Origin of the sequence: Amycolatopsis sp. NBC_00345 (assembly GCF_036116635.1) — a bacterium.
Lineage (GTDB): Bacteria > Actinomycetota > Actinomycetes > Mycobacteriales > Pseudonocardiaceae > Amycolatopsis.
Map to the genome: position 1 here is coordinate 9,182,314 of NZ_CP107995.1, position 14,013 is coordinate 9,196,326.

Below are 14,013 nucleotides of genomic sequence, written 5' to 3' on the forward strand. Positions count from 1 at the left end.
GTTCCCGGCGGCTCTTTCGTTTTTCTCCGGACCGGCTGGCAACCCCCGTACCAGCCGAGACGTCTCTAGGGTGTCGGAGGAAAAAGCGCCAGGACGGCAGGGGGAACTGCGCGTCGGGTGTGGGGCCCTCCGTGTCGGATATCGGGAAGAATTCATTAATCGGGGTTAACCATGAAGCGTATTGCTGTTTTCTCGACCGTGCTGGCCGCGGGGATGCTCATCGCGGCGCCGGCGTTCGCCGCCGGCAGCACCAGCACACCCACCGCGCCGCCGACCTCGGCGACGGGCACGCCCACCAGCACTCCGACCAGCTCGCCGACGGAAGCGCCGCCGACCGACGACAACGCGGGGGTCCCGAAGGCGTTCCTGCGGCTGCTGCCGACGGTCGGCCGTCCCGGCTCCCAGATCGCGGTGCGCGTGGGCTGCGAGGCGGGGTACATCGCGAAGCTGAGCTCGCCCGTCCTGGACTTCGGCAAGCTCACCGCCGGCCCGCAGAACGACCCGAAGGTCGCGCCGCTGTCGAAGGGCACGGCGACGGTGAAGAAGAACGCGAAGCCGGGCACGTACACCGCGTCCTACGAATGCGGCGGCGCGCAGATCACCACCAAGTTCACCGTGCTGCCGGCGAAGCAGGCGCCGAAGCAGGTCACGAAGGTGCCCGCGGGCGCCCCGCAGACCGGCGGCAGCGACGGCTACGTCGTCGACTGAAGTCCGTCGGCTGAAGGATTCCGGGTCTTCGGAGGAGGAGCTGTGCAGAAGGTGACGGTCGCGGGTCTGGTGACCGCGGGGTTCCTGGTGGTGGCGCCGGTGGTTGCCGCGGCATCGATGGGTCCGGCCTCGGCCGGGGATTCGGCAACGGCCTCGGCTCCGGCTCCGGCCGGGGATCGGGTCACAGCCACGGCCACGGCCGGAGCTCCCGCTCCGCGCAGTGATGACGAGTACCCGGCCGCGGCCGCGATGGGCGTACTGGCCCTCGGCAGCGCCGGAATCGCGTTGGTGCGTCACAAGACCCGTCGTTGACGGGTGAACTGCCGCCCGGTGGCGGGCCCGGCAACGGACCCGCCACCGGGGTGGCGTCGAGAGGGCACAGCCAACCCGGGGTGTGGCCCGCGCGTAATCGGAAACACGGGGCTGGTTGGCTGGGGCCGTGACCGCTCGGCCTCGGAGCCGGAGGGGGAGACATGATCAGGAAAACGTTCGCCGCGGTGGCAGTCGGGGCCGCGCTGCTGCTCGGCGGGTGCGGGGCGGGGCCGGGGACCGCGCAGGCGCCGCCCGTCACGCCGGTCCAGCCCGCGGCACCGGCGTCGGCCGTGGGGGCGATGGCCAAGTCGGACCCGGTGTCGATGGACATCCCGAGCATCGGTGCGCACTCGTCGCTCGTGCCGCTCGGGCTGAACGCCGACAACACCGTCCAGGTGCCGCCGGTCAGCACCCCGCTGCAGGCCGGCTGGTACAAGTTCGGGCCGACGCCGGGGGAGACCGGCCCGGCCGTCGTGCTGGGGCACGTGGACGGCAACAAGCACAAGGGCATCTTCTACCGGCTCAAGGACATGAAGCCCGGCGACGAGGTCGCGATCGCGCGCAAGGACGGCACCACCGCGCACTTCAAGGTGACCAAGGTGGACGAAGTCCCCAAGGACGTCTTCCCGAGCGACGCGGTCTACGGCGACACCGCGGGCCCCGAGCTGCGCCTGATCACCTGCGGCGGCGTGTTCGACCGCTCGGAGCACAACTACGTGGACAACATCATCGTCTACGCGGGACTGGTCGCCGACGGTCACTGATCGCACCTCGTACGTGGTAGTTCGGCTCGAAACCCGGTTTTGTCGGTGCCCGGTGCAACACTGTGACCACTGACACAACCGATGGTGGGAGAGTCAAATGCTGTACCGAGACGAGCGCTGGGCCGATGGCACGCCGTGCTGGGTGGATCTGATGGTGCCCGACCGCGTGCGGGCCGCGGAGTTCTACCAGGGCCTGCTGGGCTGGCAGATCGAGGTCGGTGGCGCCGACACGGGTTTCTACGGCATGGCGATGGTGGCCGGCCGGCCGGTCGCGGGGGTGGGCGAGACGCCGCCGGGACAGGAGGGCATGCCGGCCGCGTGGACGACGTACCTCGCGGTGTCCGATGTGGACAAGACCGTCGCGGCCGTCACCGAGGCCGGCGGCACCGTGCTGGCGCCGCCGATGGACGTCATGAGCGCGGGCCGCATGGCGATCGCCCAGGACCCGGCCGGTGCCGTCTTCGGGCTGTGGCAGGCGGGTGACCACTACGGCACGGGGGTGCTCGACGCCCCCGGCGCGCCGGCGTGGAACGAGTGCATGAGCCGGGACTTCGCCGCGGCGAAGTCCTTCTACGGAGAGGTTTTCGGCTACGGGTTCGGTGACCTGTCCAGCGGCGGGTTCACGTATTCGACGCTGGACCTCGCGGGCCGCCCGGTGGGCGGGCTGGGGCAGCTGGGCCCGGAGGTGCCCGCGGAGATCCCGTCGAGCTGGCTGGCGTACTTCTGGGTGGCCGACGCCGATGCTTCCGCCGCGCGCGTCACCGAGCTGGGCGGCCAGGTCGTGGACGCGCCGGCCGACACCCCGCACGGCCGCCTGGTGACGGCGGTGGACGACCAGGGCGCGGCGTTCCGGCTGATGATGCCGAACGAGCAGTCCGGCAACCCGCCGGGCTGGAAGGACTGAACAGGACCAGGGCTGAACAGGACCAGGGCTGAACAGGACCAGGGCTGAACAGGACCAGGGCTGAACAGCACCGGGGCTGAACAGCACCGGGGCTGAACAGCACCGGGTGTGCCGGATTGTCCGGCGCACCCGGTCGCCCATTCAGCTGTGGGAAAGCGAGAGCGAATAGAAATGCACTCGCGCGCCCACCGTGGAACTGCTTCCGCTGGTCTGGTCGTAGTCGCCGGCCTTGAAATACATCGGGTAGCTCTTGAATGAAGACGGCAACGGCCAGGTGGTGTTCTTGCCGTTCACGGTGAGCCCGAGCGTATCGCCGCCGGTGAGGCTGATCGTGTAAGACCATTGGGTGCCGAGCGGCACGTTTCCGACCTTGTGCTGGTCCTGGCCGCCGTCCGGGCCTCGCTCGACGCCCATCTTGATGTCGCCGTTTTTGTAGTAGTACAGCTCCACCACCGGCTTGGTCGAGCCGCTGCCCTCGGCGAGGTGGATCTGGCCGACGCACACGTGGTCGGGCACCTCGGTGACCTTCACACTGGCGTTGAGCTTGTGCGTGCCGGGGACCTTCCAGCTCGCCGCCTTGCCCGAGGACGCCATCTCGCGCAGCTCGGAGCGTGAGTAGTTGGAATTCGGTGTGGTGACCCCATTTTCCGGGTCCCAGAAGGTCATCGAGCCGTCGCCGGAGTCGGTGTAGAAGTACTTGTCCTGGAAGCCGCCCTTGAGCTTCGACGGCGAGATGGTGTCGGGGCTGCCCGGCGAGCCGGTGGGCTCCTGCAGCTCCCAGAGGGACAGGTTGAAGTTGCTGCCCGGAGGGGCGCCCGGGTCGAGCGAGGCCGCCGAAGCGGGGACGACCTGGACGGCCAGCGCACCGAGGGCGACGGCCGTGGCGCAGGCGAATAGCCGGGTCACGCGAATGGTGGACATAATTCTCCTGGGGACGGGGAGAGGAAGGCCGTGTTCCGGATCACGTTGCCGACCAGTGTGTGTGGTCCGAACCAAAAAGGTCAAGAGGATGGACAGCCATTTTCCGGCCGGTAAATGGGGTCGTCACATGGGTGAACCGGCATTCAACTGCCTGAATAAAAAACGGATGTTTCGGGCGAAATTCCGGCAGGTCCGCAAAAATAAAAGGGCCCCGCGCCACCCGGTCAAGGGTGAGCGCGGGGCCCGGGTTCCGGTCACCGGAGCAAGGGCGGCCGGCCTCAGTCCTCCACCCAGTCGAAGGTCTTCGTCACGGCCTTCTTCCAGTTGCGGTACTCGGACTCGCGCCGGGCCTCGTCCATCGACGGGTCCCACTGCTTGTCCTGCGCCCAGTTGGTGCGGATGTCGTCCTCGGACTCCCAGAAGCCGACGGCCAGCCCGGCGGCGTACGCGGCGCCCAGCGCGGTCGTCTCGGCCACCACCGGCCGGATCACCGGCACACCGAGGATGTCGGCCTGGAACTGCATCAGCAGCTCGTTCACGACCATGCCGCCGTCGACCTTCAGCGACTTGAGCGGCACGCCGGAGTCGGCGTTCATCGCGTCGATCACCTCACGCGACTGGAACGCCGTGGCCTCCAGCACCGCCCGCGCCAGGTGGCCCTTGTTGACGAACCGGGTGAGGCCGACGATCGCGCCGCGCGCGTCGGAACGCCAGTACGGCGCGAAGAGGCCGGAGAACGCCGGCACGAAGTACGCGCCGCCGTTGTCCTCCACCGTGCGGGCGTACTCCTCGACCTGGGCCGCGTTCGTGAGCAGGCCCAGGTTGTCGCGCAGCCACTGCACCAGCGAGCCGGTGACCGCGATGGAGCCCTCCAGCGCGTACACCGTGTCGTTCGAGCCGATCTTGTAACAGACGGTGGTGAGCAGGCCGTTTTCCGACATCACCTTCTCGGTGCCGGTGTTGAGCAGTACGAAGTTGCCGGTGCCGTAAGTGTTCTTGGCCTCGCCGGGGGAGAGGCAGGCCTGGCCGAACGTCGCCGCCTGCTGGTCGCCGAGGATGCCCGCGATCGGCACGCCCGCGAGCGCGCCCCGCTCGCGGACCTTGCCGTACTCCTCCGAAGAAGACCGGATCTCCGGCAGCATCGACAGCGGGATGCCCATCTCGGCGGCGATGCCCTCGTCCCAGCGGAGCGTGTCGAGGTCCATCAGCAGCGTGCGCGAGGCGTTGGTCGGGTCGGTGACGTGGATGCCGCCGTCGACCCCGCCGGTCATGTTCCACAGCACCCAGGTGTCCATGTTGCCGAAGATCAGGTCACCGGCCTCCGCCCGCGCGCGGGCGCCCTCGACGTTGTCGAGGATCCACTTGACCTTCGGGCCGGAGAAGTAGGTCGCCAGCGGCAGGCCGACCTTCTGCCGGTACCGCTCCTGGCCGCCGCCGAGCGCGCCCAGCTCGGTGACGATCTTGTCGGTGCGGGTGTCCTGCCAGACGATCGCGTTGTACACCGGCTTGCCGGTCTTGCGGTCCCACACCAGCGCCGTCTCGCGCTGGTTGGTGATGCCGACGGCGGCGATGTCGCTCGGCTTCAGGTCGGCCTTCGCCAGCGCGCCCGCGGCGACGGCGCGCGTGTTCTCCCAGATCTCTTCGGCGTTGTGCTCGACCCAGCCCGCCTTGGGGAAGATCTGCTCGTGCTCACGCTGGTCGACGGCGACCACCCGGCCGGAGTGGTCGAAGATCATGCAGCGGGTCGACGTGGTGCCCTGGTCGATCGCGGCTACGTACGAGGTCATGTTTTAGCTCCGGGTAACTCGGCGGTCGGGGTCAGGTCAGGTTGTGCACGGCGAGGTACAGCAGCGCGGCCAGCGCGCCGCCGACCAGCGGGCCGAGGACGGGGATCCAGGAGTAGCCCCAGTTCCCGTCGCGCTTGTTCTTGATCGGCAGGATGAACGAGTAGGCGATGCGCGGGCCGAGGTCACGCGCCGGGTTGATGGCGTAGCCCGTGGGCCCGCCGAGCGAGATGCCGATGACCAGGACCACAAAGGACACACCCGCGTAGCCGAGCGCGGAGTTGCCGAAGTTCGGCGTGCCGCCGCTCGTCGCGTAGACCGGGCTCAGCAGGATCCACGCGACCAGCACGAACGTGCCGATGATCTCGGTCACCAGGTTCCACACCTTGTTCGGGATCTGCGGTGCGGTGGAGAAGATGCCCAGCGTCTCGGCGGGCTCGGGGTGGTCGTCGAACTGCAGTTTGTAGACCGCCCAGCACAGCACGGCGCCGAGGATGGCGCCGACCATCTGGCCGAGGATGTAGTACGGCACATCGGACCACGGCGTCTTGCCCGCCATGGCGAGCCCGAGGGTGACGGCCGGGTTCAGGTGCGCGCCGCTCGGCGCGGCGATGCTGGCACCCGCGAACACACCGAAGGCCCAGCCGAAAGTAATGAACAACGTCCCGGCGTTGTGACCGTTGTTCTTACGCAGCACGTGGTTGGCCACGACGCCGTTACCCAAGAGGATCAGCACTGCTGTACCCAGCAGCTCCCAGATGAAAATCGCTCCGGCACTCAAGCTCGTTACCTCCACACTGGACACTCTGCGCAGGGCCGATCACGCGGTGCCACGGCATCGTTGCCGACCCAGATCGGGGGGACGTTACCTGTGCGTACATGATCATTCCAGGCACTGATGCCACCAATGTCACCAAGATCTTGGAGGGTTACGCCACACGTGTCACACCGAGGTGAGCGCGTGGTCACCGACCCGTGCGATGCTGGACTCCGGTAGCACGAGGAGGAGTGACTGGTGACGAGTTCTCAGCACGAAGCCGATCAGACCGCGGCCCGGCTGGGCCCGCTCCGCCGGGAAGAATCCTGGGAGCGCCTCGGCAAGGAGACCTTCGACCTGGTGGTCATAGGCGGCGGTGTGGTCGGTGCCGGAACCGCGCTCGACGCGGCCACGCGCGGGCTCCGGGTGGCGCTGGTCGAGGCCCGCGACCTCGCGTCCGGCACGTCCAGCCGGTCGAGCAAGCTCTTCCACGGCGGGCTGCGGTACCTGGAGCAGCTCGAGTTCGGGCTGGTCCGCGAGGCGCTGCACGAGCGTGAGCTGATGCTGACGAAGCTGGCCCCGCACCTGGTGAAGCCGGTGAGCTTCCTGTACCCGCTGACCCACCGGATGTGGGAGCGGCCGTACACCGCGGCCGGGCTGTTGATGTACGACACGATGGGCGGCGCCCGGTCCGTGCCGGGGCAGAAGCATTTGACCCGGGCGGGTGCGCTGCGGATGGTGCCGGCGCTGAAGCGCTCGTCGCTGATCGGCGGAATCCGGTACTACGACGCGCAGTCCGACGACGCCCGGCACACCATGACCGTCGCCCGCACGGCCGCGCACTACGGCGCCGTCGTGCGCACGTCGACGCAGGTCGTCGGATTCCTGCACGAGGCCGACCGGATCTCCGGCGTCCGCGTGCGCGACGTCGAGGACGGGCGTGAGACGGAGATCCAGGCCGGCGCCGTGATCAACTGCACCGGCGTGTGGACCGACGAGCTGCAGCGCCTGTCCGGCGGCCGCGGCCGGTTCCGCGTCCGCGCGAGCAAGGGTGTGCACATCGTCGTGCCGCGCGACCGGATCGTCTCGGAGTCGGGGCTGATCCTGCGCACGGAGAAGTCGGTGCTGTTCGTGATCCCGTGGCGCAACCACTGGATCGTCGGCACCACGGACACCGACTGGAACCTCGACCTGGCGCACCCCGCGGCCACCAAGCACGACATCGACTACATCCTCGAGCACGTCAACAAGGTGCTGGCCACCCCGCTTTCGCACGACGACATCGAGGGTGTGTACGCCGGTCTCCGGCCGCTGCTGGCGGGGGAGAGCGAGGAGACGTCGAAGCTCTCGCGCGAGCACGCCGTCGCGCGGGTGGCGCCGGGCCTGGTCGCGATCGCGGGCGGCAAGTACACGACGTACCGGGTGATGGCGGCCGACGCCGTCGACGCCGCCGTGGTGGACCTGCCCGGCCGGCCGCCGTCGTCCATCACGGACAAGGTGCCGCTGATCGGCGCCGACGGCTACCACGCGCTGGTCAACCAGGCCGACCACCTGGCCTCCGAGCACGGGCTGCACCCGTACCGCGTACGGCACCTGCTCGACCGTTACGGCTCGCTGGTGCACGAGGTGCTGGCGCTCGCCAACGGCAGGCCGGAGCTGCTCAAGCCGATCGAGTCGGCGCCGGACTACCTCGGCGTCGAGGTCGTGTACGCGGCCACCCACGAGGGCGCGCTGCACCTCGAGGACGTGCTCGCCCGCCGGACGCGCATCTCCATCGAGTACGCCCACCGCGGCGTCGACTGCGCGAAGCAGGTCGCGCAGCTGGTCGGCGAGGTGCTCGGCTGGTCGGCGGAGACGATCGACCGCGAGGTCGAGGTCTACTCGGCCCGGGTGCAGGCGGAGAAGGAGTCGCAGTCGCAGGCCACGGACGACCTGGCCGACGCCCTGCGCGCCGCCGCGCCCGAGGCCAGGGCGGGCATCATCGAGCCCGTCAGCTGACGTCGTTCTCAGGCCCGCGGGGCCGCTGTCGTCCAGGTCCCTGAAGGCCACCTTCAGGGACCTGGATGCCCTCATGGTGGCCTTCAGGGACATCGGCGGTGCCGCGTCAGGCCTTGCGGATCCAGCGGATCAGGGGCTCGCCGGACGGCGACGGGTCGCGTTCCGGCCCGACGAGCGTGAAGCCGCACCGGGCCGCGACGGCCGCGGAGACGGCGTTGCTCTCCTCGTGCCGGTAGCTGATTTCCTGCAGGCCGAGCCCGCCGAACCCGTAGCGCAGGGCCGAGGCGAGCGCCGTCGCCGCGATGCCCTTGCCGCGCTCGGCGGGGTGCGTCCACACAGCCGCCTCGGCGGTGTCGAAGGTGAGGTCCAGCTCGCGCAGCCCGACTTCGCCGAGCAGCCGCCCCGTCGGCGGCTCCGCGACGGCCCACGAGCACCGCTCGTCGCACGCCCACTGCGCGGCGCGTAACGCGATGTACTCGGTGGCTTCGTCGAGCGTCCGCAGCCGGTAGTTCAGCAAGTACCGGCGGTGCGCCGGATCGGCGAACGCCTCCATCAGCGCGGCCCGGTCATCGAGGTGCCGGTCCGCCCGCAGCTGGCGCAGGTAGTACGCGCCCGCGTTGATTTCCACGGGTTCCACCCCACGAGCGTAACCGCGCGCGGCGGGTCAGAGGAGGCCTCGCCGGTAGGCCTCGGCCACAGCGGCCGCCCGGTCGTTCACGCCAAGCTTCGCGTAGAGGTGCAGCAGGTGCGTTTTCACGCTCGCCTCGCTGATGAACAGCCGTCGCGCGGCCGCCGCGTTGGTCGAGCCCTCCGCGACGAGGCGCAGGACTTCCCGCTCCCGCGGCGTAAGTTCACCCGCCGGGGTAAGGCGCAGCGGGGCCATCAGCCGGGCCGCGACGCTCGGCGCGAGCACGGACTCGCCGCGGGCGGCCGCGCGGACGGCGCGCAGCAGGTCCGCCACCGGCGCGTCCTTGAGCAGGTAACCGGTCGCGCCGGCCTCGATGGCGGGCAGCACGTCGGAATCGGAGTCGTACGTCGTGAGCACCAGCACCCGCACCGCCGGGTGCTCGACGGCCAGCCGCCGGATCGCGCCGACGCCGTCCAGCTCCGGCATCCGCAGGTCCATCAGGACGACGTCGGGGTGGTGGCGCGCGACGAAGGCCAGCGCCTCGGCGCCGGTCGCGGCCTCGCCGGCCACCTCGATGTCGGGCTCGCCTTCGAGCGCGCCGCGCAGGCCGTCGCGGACCACGGGGTGGTCGTCGGTGAGCAGGACGCGGATCACGAGTCCGCCGCCAGGGCGATCGCCGGGACCTGCACGTTCACCGCGGTGCCCTCTCCCGGCGCGGACTCGATCGCCAGCGTGCCCGCGACCCGGTGCACGCGCTGTCGCATCGCCTGCAGGCCGAAGCCCGTGCCGTCGCCGCGGGCGGGTTCGCCGGGGGTGAAGCCGGCGCCGTCGTCGCGGACGTCGAGCAGCACCACGTCGTCGGCGTAGGTCAGCGTGACGCCGATCCGCGACGCCCGCGCGTGCTTTTCCGCGTTCGCCAACGCTTCCTGCGCGACGCGGTACAGCGTCACTTCCAGCTCCGGCAACAGCTGCCGCGCTTCGCCGGAAGTCTCCGCTGACACGGCGACGCCGGACGTACCCGTGACGCGCCGCGCCAGGTCCGCCAGCGCCTCCGGCAGCCGCGAGTCCGTGAGGGGTTCGGGCCGCAGCGCCTGCACGGCGCGGCGCGCCTCGGTGAGACTGTCCTTCGCCAGCGTGTGGACCTGCGTCAGGTGCCGTTCTCGGGAGGCTTCGGAGGTGGCGCGGTCGGCGGCCTGCAGCTGCGTGACGATGCCGGTGAGGCCCTGCGCCAGCGTGTCGTGGATTTCGCGCGCCATGCGCTGGCGCTCGTCGAGCACCCCGGCTTCACGCGCCTGCGCCAGCAGCTGGGCCTGGAGCCCGGCGTTCTCCCCCAGCGCGGTCTCCAGCCGGGCGTTGGACTCGGCCAGTTCGGCGTTGGCGCGCTTGCGTTTGTCGTTCTCCACCCCCACGAACCAGGCGACGAAGAGCATCGGGCCGATCACCGACACCACGACCACCCAGGCCGGGGCGGTGGCGTCCGCGCTCCAGCCGCTGTGGACCACCACCGGGACCACCGCCGTCGCGGCGACCGCGAAGATGCTCCACCGGGCGCTGAAGAGCGAGAAGGCGATCGGGTAGCCGACGGACGCGAAGGCGGTGAACGTCTCCACCCGCGCGCCCAGTACCGCCGAACCGGCGAGCAGGCCGAGGAAGAAGACCACCGCGAGCCACGGCCGCCGATGCCGCCGCGGGAACACCGGGACAATTCCCAGGATCCACGCGGCGGTGACCGCGACGAACACCAGCGTGAGCCGCCACTGGGCGGGTTCGCCGTGCGGCAGCGAGGCGGCGATGGTCGTGCAGATGCCGAGTCCGACCAGGCCCACCCCGGCGAGGATCCGCCCGCCGAGCCGTTCGGCCCGCGGGTCGACCTCACCCGGCCGCAGACCCATCACGGGGAGATTCTTGCAGTCCGGGCTGCGCAGGGGAGTCCGTCGATCGACCGCGGCATCCACCGATCGGTGGATCAGCGCCGCCGCCAGCCCGTGATGAGCAGAACGGCCAGCGGCAGCGCGAAGACCAGGATCAGCCGCCCGCGCGAGAGCACGAAGACCGCGATGGCCAGCACCACGGCGATCGGCACCGCGCTGCGCATCGCCCACCGCGTCAACGGGCTCTCACCCACGGGCCGGCCCGGTGCGCGCGGCACCGGCGCGCCGTTGTCCCGTGTCGCGGTCAGCAGCGCGCTCGGCCGCGGCGACGGCAGGTCGTCGAACAGGGGGAACAGATCGCTGACATGTTTCGCGGCCGTCACCTTCGCCGAGCGGGTGCCGTACTCGTCGACGTCGAGCCGCCCGGTGCGGACGTGCTCGGTGAGGACGTCGAGGGCGTCCTGCCGCTCGTCGTCGCTCAGCCGCATGTCGGTCACGGCGGTCCTCAGCGGTCGAAACGGCGCTGGCGACGGAACTCGTCGCGCATCTCGCGACGCCGGTCACGGTGGTCGAGCCGGTGCTCGCGGTGGTCCATCCGGCGGTCGTCCTGGCGGTCGTCACGGTCGCGATCGTCGTCGTCCGAGCCGCGCCCCCACAGCGCCCGGCCGAAGATGGTGCACGCGATCGGCAGCGCGATCATCGGCCAGGCGGCGACCACACCGGTCGAGATGAGCACGATGGCCACCAGCCAGGCCAGCGGCACGATCGAGGCGGCCAGCCGCTGACCGCCGGACCAGCCGCGCGGCGCGGCCACGGCAGTCGACGGCTCCGGCTGGGGAGCCGGAGCCGAGTCCGCCGGTGGAGACGCGGCGACCGCCGTCCCGCCGTACGTCGGGTGCGGCTGGGGCAGGTCGGCGAACAGCTCGCCCAGCTCACCCCGCGTCTTGGCCGCGGTGATCCGGGCTGAGCGATCACCGTATTCGTCGATGTCGATCCGCCCGGCGGTCATGTGATCGCCGAGCGCGCTCAGTGCGGATTCCCGCTCCTGGTCGCTGATCCGCAGCTGCGGAGACGGAACCTCTGTCACGTCATCGATGGTATGCCGCCCAGCGGCCGCCGACCCACGACATTCGGCACAACTTCAGTCTTTGAGCTCCAGAAGCTGCGTTCCCTGCGTCACGGCGGCGCCGACCTCGACCGAAAGTCCGGTAACCGTGCCCGCTTTGTGTGCGGTGACCGGGTTTTCCATCTTCATCGCCTCGAGCACCACGATCAGCTCGCCGGCCTCGACCTGCTGGCCCTCTTCGACGGCGATCTTGACGATCGTGCCCTGCATCGGCGCCGTCACGGCGTCACCACTCACGGTGGCCTTCGCGCCGCCCGCACGCTTGCGCGGCTTGGACTTCGTTGCCGTGGCCGCGCCGCCTTCGAGGGCGAAGCCGCCCGGCAGCGAGACCTCGAGCCGACGTCCGCCGACCTCGACGACCACGTTCTGCCGCGGCGCCTCTTCTTCGGCGTCGGCTTCCGGCGCGGTGAACGGCTCGATCCGGTTGTCGAACTCGGTCTCGATCCAGTCGGTGTACACGCCGAAGCCGTTGTCGTCGCCGATGAACGCCGGATGGTCCACGATCACGCGGTCGAACGGCAGCACGGTCGCCATGCCCTCGACGACCATCTCGGCCAGCGCACGACGGCTGCGCTCCAGCGCGTTGTCGCGGTCGGAGCCGGTGACGATCAGCTTGGCGAGCATCGAGTCGAACTGGCCGCCGATCACGCTGCCGGACTCCACCCCGGAGTCGACGCGCACGCCGGGGCCGCTCGGCGCCACGAACTTCGTCACGGTGCCCGGCGCCGGCAGGAAGCCGCGCCCGGCGTCCTCGCCGTTGATGCGGAATTCGATCGAGTGGCCGCGCGGCTCGGGGTCTTCGGTGATCCGCAGCTTCTCGCCGCGCGCGATGCGGAACATCTCGCGCACCAGGTCCAGCCCGGTCGTCTCCTCGGAGACGGGGTGCTCCACCTGCAGCCGGGTGTTCACCTCGAGGAACGAGATGGTGCCGTCGGTGGCCACCAGGTACTCGACCGTGCCGGCGCCGTAGTAGCCGGCCTCCTGGCAGATCGCCTTGGCCGAGGAGTGGATCCGGGCGCGCTGGTCGTCGGTGAGGTACGGCGCGGGCGCCTCCTCCACCAGCTTCTGGTGGCGGCGCTGCAGCGAGCAGTCCCGCGTGCCGACCACGATGGCGTTGCCGTGCTGGTCGGCCAGCACCTGCGCCTCGACGTGCCGCGGCTTGTCCAGGTAGCGCTCCACAAAGCACTCGCCACGGCCGAACGCGGCGACGGCCTCGCGCGTGGCGGACTCGAACAGCTCGGGGATCTCTTCGCGTGTGCGCGCCACCTTGAGGCCGCGCCCGCCGCCGCCGAACGCCGCCTTGATCGCCACGGGCAGGCCGTGCTCGTCGGCGAACGCGATGATCTCGCTCGCGTCCTGCACCGGCTCCTTGGTGCCGGGCACAAGCGGGGCGCCGGCGCGCATCGCGATGTGCCGCGCGGTCACCTTGTCGCCGAGGTCGCGAATGGACTGTGGGCTCGGCCCGATCCACGTGAGGCCCGCGTCTAGCACGGCCTGGGCGAACTCGGCGTTCTCGGAAAGGAAGCCGTATCCCGGGTGGACGGAGTCCGCGCCGGCCCGCTTCGCGACGTCGAGCAGCTTGTCGATGGACAAGTAGCTCTCCGCGGCGGTGCTGCCGCCGAGCGCGAAGGCTTCGTCGGCCAGGCGCACATGGGGAGCGTCACGGTCGGGGTCGGCGTACACGGCGACACTCGTCAGCCCCGCGTCCTTCGCCGCCCTGATCACGCGGACCGCGATCTCACCCCGGTTGGCGACCAGGATCCTGGTCACCGGACCACCCGTGCTCGCGACGTCCTGCTCGGTCACCCCGTACCTCCCGTGTCACGTCAGCTCCACTGCTGGTAACCCGGGAGTCTACGGACCGCCGTACCGGCTGGGATGAGAGCTGGACCACCCGGCTCTTGTTATACCCGCGCGCCGTGGCGCAGCTCGACCGGGAGTTCGGAGTCCAGCACGATCACGTCGTAGGGGTTGGCCTGGTGGATCCGCGGCAGGTGCTCGGTGTTGATCATGATCCACGGCTGGTGCTCGCCGCAGCAGTCGACCAGCCGGTCGAGCGCGGTGAAGGCGACCAGCGCCACCCGCCCGTCCGGGGTGCGGCGCAGTTCGACGTTCGCGCCGGTGCCGCCGTCGGTGGTGCCGGAGACCGGACCAGTCGGGAGGTAAAGGGCCGGCGGAAGATTGGGGTTCGTCACCGGGACAACATAGACGGCCACTCAGCGCAAGGTCGCCTACAGTCT

General features: G+C 70.3%; 15 protein-coding genes. 5 read left to right on the forward strand and 10 right to left on the reverse strand.

Annotated elements, in window-relative coordinates; all coding sequences use genetic code 11:
* The first annotated feature begins 171 nt into the window (after nucleotides 1–171).
* The 4 genes from OG943_RS41890 to OG943_RS41905 all read left to right on the forward strand — a co-directional run bounded on the left by OG943_RS41890 (nucleotide 172) and on the right by OG943_RS41905 (nucleotide 2,688).
* Complete coding sequence (locus OG943_RS41890; protein ID WP_328606414.1) at nucleotides 172–708, forward strand: hypothetical protein; 537 nt, start codon at nucleotides 172–174, stop codon at nucleotides 706–708.
* Nucleotides 709–750: 42 nt separating this feature from the next.
* Nucleotides 751–1,020, forward strand: a complete 270-nt coding sequence (locus tag OG943_RS41895) for a hypothetical protein (RefSeq protein WP_328606415.1) — start codon at nucleotides 751–753, stop codon at nucleotides 1,018–1,020.
* Between the two features lie 161 nt (nucleotides 1,021–1,181).
* Nucleotides 1,182–1,784, forward strand: coding sequence for a class F sortase (locus OG943_RS41900; RefSeq protein ID WP_328606416.1), 603 nt, complete (start codon nucleotides 1,182–1,184; stop codon nucleotides 1,782–1,784).
* A 97-nt stretch (nucleotides 1,785–1,881) separates the two neighbouring features.
* The gene (locus tag OG943_RS41905) at nucleotides 1,882–2,688 is read left to right on the forward strand and encodes a VOC family protein (protein WP_328606417.1); all 807 of its coding nucleotides are present in this window, start codon (nucleotides 1,882–1,884) and stop codon (nucleotides 2,686–2,688) included.
* Between the two features lie 141 nt (nucleotides 2,689–2,829).
* Here OG943_RS41905 and OG943_RS41910 read toward each other — a convergent pair whose 3' ends face one another.
* From OG943_RS41910 to OG943_RS41920, 3 genes are all read right to left on the reverse strand, one after another.
* Nucleotides 2,830–3,609: a polysaccharide lyase family 7 protein gene (locus tag OG943_RS41910; protein ID WP_328606418.1), complete on the reverse strand. Its 780-nt coding sequence runs from the start codon at nucleotides 3,607–3,609 to the stop codon at nucleotides 2,830–2,832.
* 278 nt (nucleotides 3,610–3,887) lie between these two features.
* On the reverse strand, nucleotides 3,888–5,396 hold the full coding sequence (gene glpK / locus OG943_RS41915; RefSeq protein ID WP_328606419.1) for a glycerol kinase GlpK: 1,509 nt from the start codon (nucleotides 5,394–5,396) through the stop codon (nucleotides 3,888–3,890).
* Nucleotides 5,397–5,427: 31 nt separating this feature from the next.
* Complete coding sequence (locus OG943_RS41920; RefSeq protein ID WP_328606420.1) at nucleotides 5,428–6,174, reverse strand: MIP/aquaporin family protein; 747 nt, start codon at nucleotides 6,172–6,174, stop codon at nucleotides 5,428–5,430.
* Between the two features lie 234 nt (nucleotides 6,175–6,408).
* On the opposite strand from OG943_RS41920, the gene OG943_RS41925 reads away from it, so the two are divergent.
* The gene (locus tag OG943_RS41925) at nucleotides 6,409–8,148 is read left to right on the forward strand and encodes a glycerol-3-phosphate dehydrogenase/oxidase (RefSeq protein ID WP_328606421.1); all 1,740 of its coding nucleotides are present in this window, start codon (nucleotides 6,409–6,411) and stop codon (nucleotides 8,146–8,148) included.
* A 106-nt stretch (nucleotides 8,149–8,254) separates the two neighbouring features.
* Here the strand turns inward: OG943_RS41925 and OG943_RS41930 are convergent, their stop codons facing one another.
* The 7 genes from OG943_RS41930 to OG943_RS41960 form a co-directional block, all read right to left on the reverse strand.
* Nucleotides 8,255–8,785, reverse strand: a complete 531-nt coding sequence (locus OG943_RS41930) for a GNAT family N-acetyltransferase (RefSeq protein WP_328606422.1) — start codon at nucleotides 8,783–8,785, stop codon at nucleotides 8,255–8,257.
* 27 nt (nucleotides 8,786–8,812) lie between these two features.
* Entirely contained in the window at nucleotides 8,813–9,430 is a 618-nt protein-coding gene (locus OG943_RS41935) for a response regulator transcription factor (protein WP_328606423.1), read from the reverse strand.
* Nucleotides 9,427–10,668: a sensor histidine kinase gene (locus OG943_RS41940; RefSeq protein WP_328612309.1), complete on the reverse strand. Its 1,242-nt coding sequence runs from the start codon at nucleotides 10,666–10,668 to the stop codon at nucleotides 9,427–9,429. Before OG943_RS41940 ends, OG943_RS41935 begins: the two co-directional genes overlap by 4 nt.
* Nucleotides 10,669–10,742: 74 nt before the next feature.
* Nucleotides 10,743–11,135, reverse strand: a complete 393-nt coding sequence (locus OG943_RS41945; protein ID WP_328612310.1) for a DUF1707 SHOCT-like domain-containing protein — start codon at nucleotides 11,133–11,135, stop codon at nucleotides 10,743–10,745.
* Between the two features lie 17 nt (nucleotides 11,136–11,152).
* Complete coding sequence (locus tag OG943_RS41950; protein ID WP_328606424.1) at nucleotides 11,153–11,734, reverse strand: DUF1707 SHOCT-like domain-containing protein; 582 nt, start codon at nucleotides 11,732–11,734, stop codon at nucleotides 11,153–11,155.
* Between the two features lie 54 nt (nucleotides 11,735–11,788).
* On the reverse strand, nucleotides 11,789–13,579 hold the full coding sequence (locus OG943_RS41955; RefSeq protein ID WP_328606425.1) for an acetyl/propionyl/methylcrotonyl-CoA carboxylase subunit alpha: 1,791 nt from the start codon (nucleotides 13,577–13,579) through the stop codon (nucleotides 11,789–11,791).
* Nucleotides 13,580–13,677: 98 nt separating this feature from the next.
* A complete protein-coding gene (locus OG943_RS41960) occupies nucleotides 13,678–13,968 on the reverse strand; it encodes an SAV_915 family protein (RefSeq protein ID WP_328606426.1) in 291 nt (96 codons plus the stop codon).
* Nucleotides 13,969–14,013: the final 45 nt, after the last annotated feature.

What these genes read in the sequence shown, in the direction of transcription:
- OG943_RS41890 (WP_328606414.1), top strand. Translation starts at nt 172, where the DNA reads ATGAAGCGTATTGCTGTTTTCTCGACCGTGCTGGCCGCGGGGATGCTC.
- OG943_RS41900 (WP_328606416.1), top strand. Translation starts at nt 1,182, where the DNA reads ATGATCAGGAAAACGTTCGCCGCGGTGGCAGTCGGGGCCGCGCTGCTG.
- OG943_RS41905 (WP_328606417.1), top strand. Translation starts at nt 1,882, where the DNA reads ATGCTGTACCGAGACGAGCGCTGGGCCGATGGCACGCCGTGCTGGGTG.
- OG943_RS41910 (WP_328606418.1), bottom strand. Translation starts at nt 3,609, where the DNA reads ATGTCCACCATTCGCGTGACCCGGCTATTCGCCTGCGCCACGGCCGTC.
- glpK (WP_328606419.1), bottom strand. Translation starts at nt 5,396, where the DNA reads ATGACCTCGTACGTAGCCGCGATCGACCAGGGCACCACGTCGACCCGC.
- OG943_RS41940 (WP_328612309.1), bottom strand. Translation starts at nt 10,668, where the DNA reads ATGGGTCTGCGGCCGGGTGAGGTCGACCCGCGGGCCGAACGGCTCGGC.
- OG943_RS41945 (WP_328612310.1), bottom strand. Translation starts at nt 11,135, where the DNA reads ATGCGGCTGAGCGACGACGAGCGGCAGGACGCCCTCGACGTCCTCACC.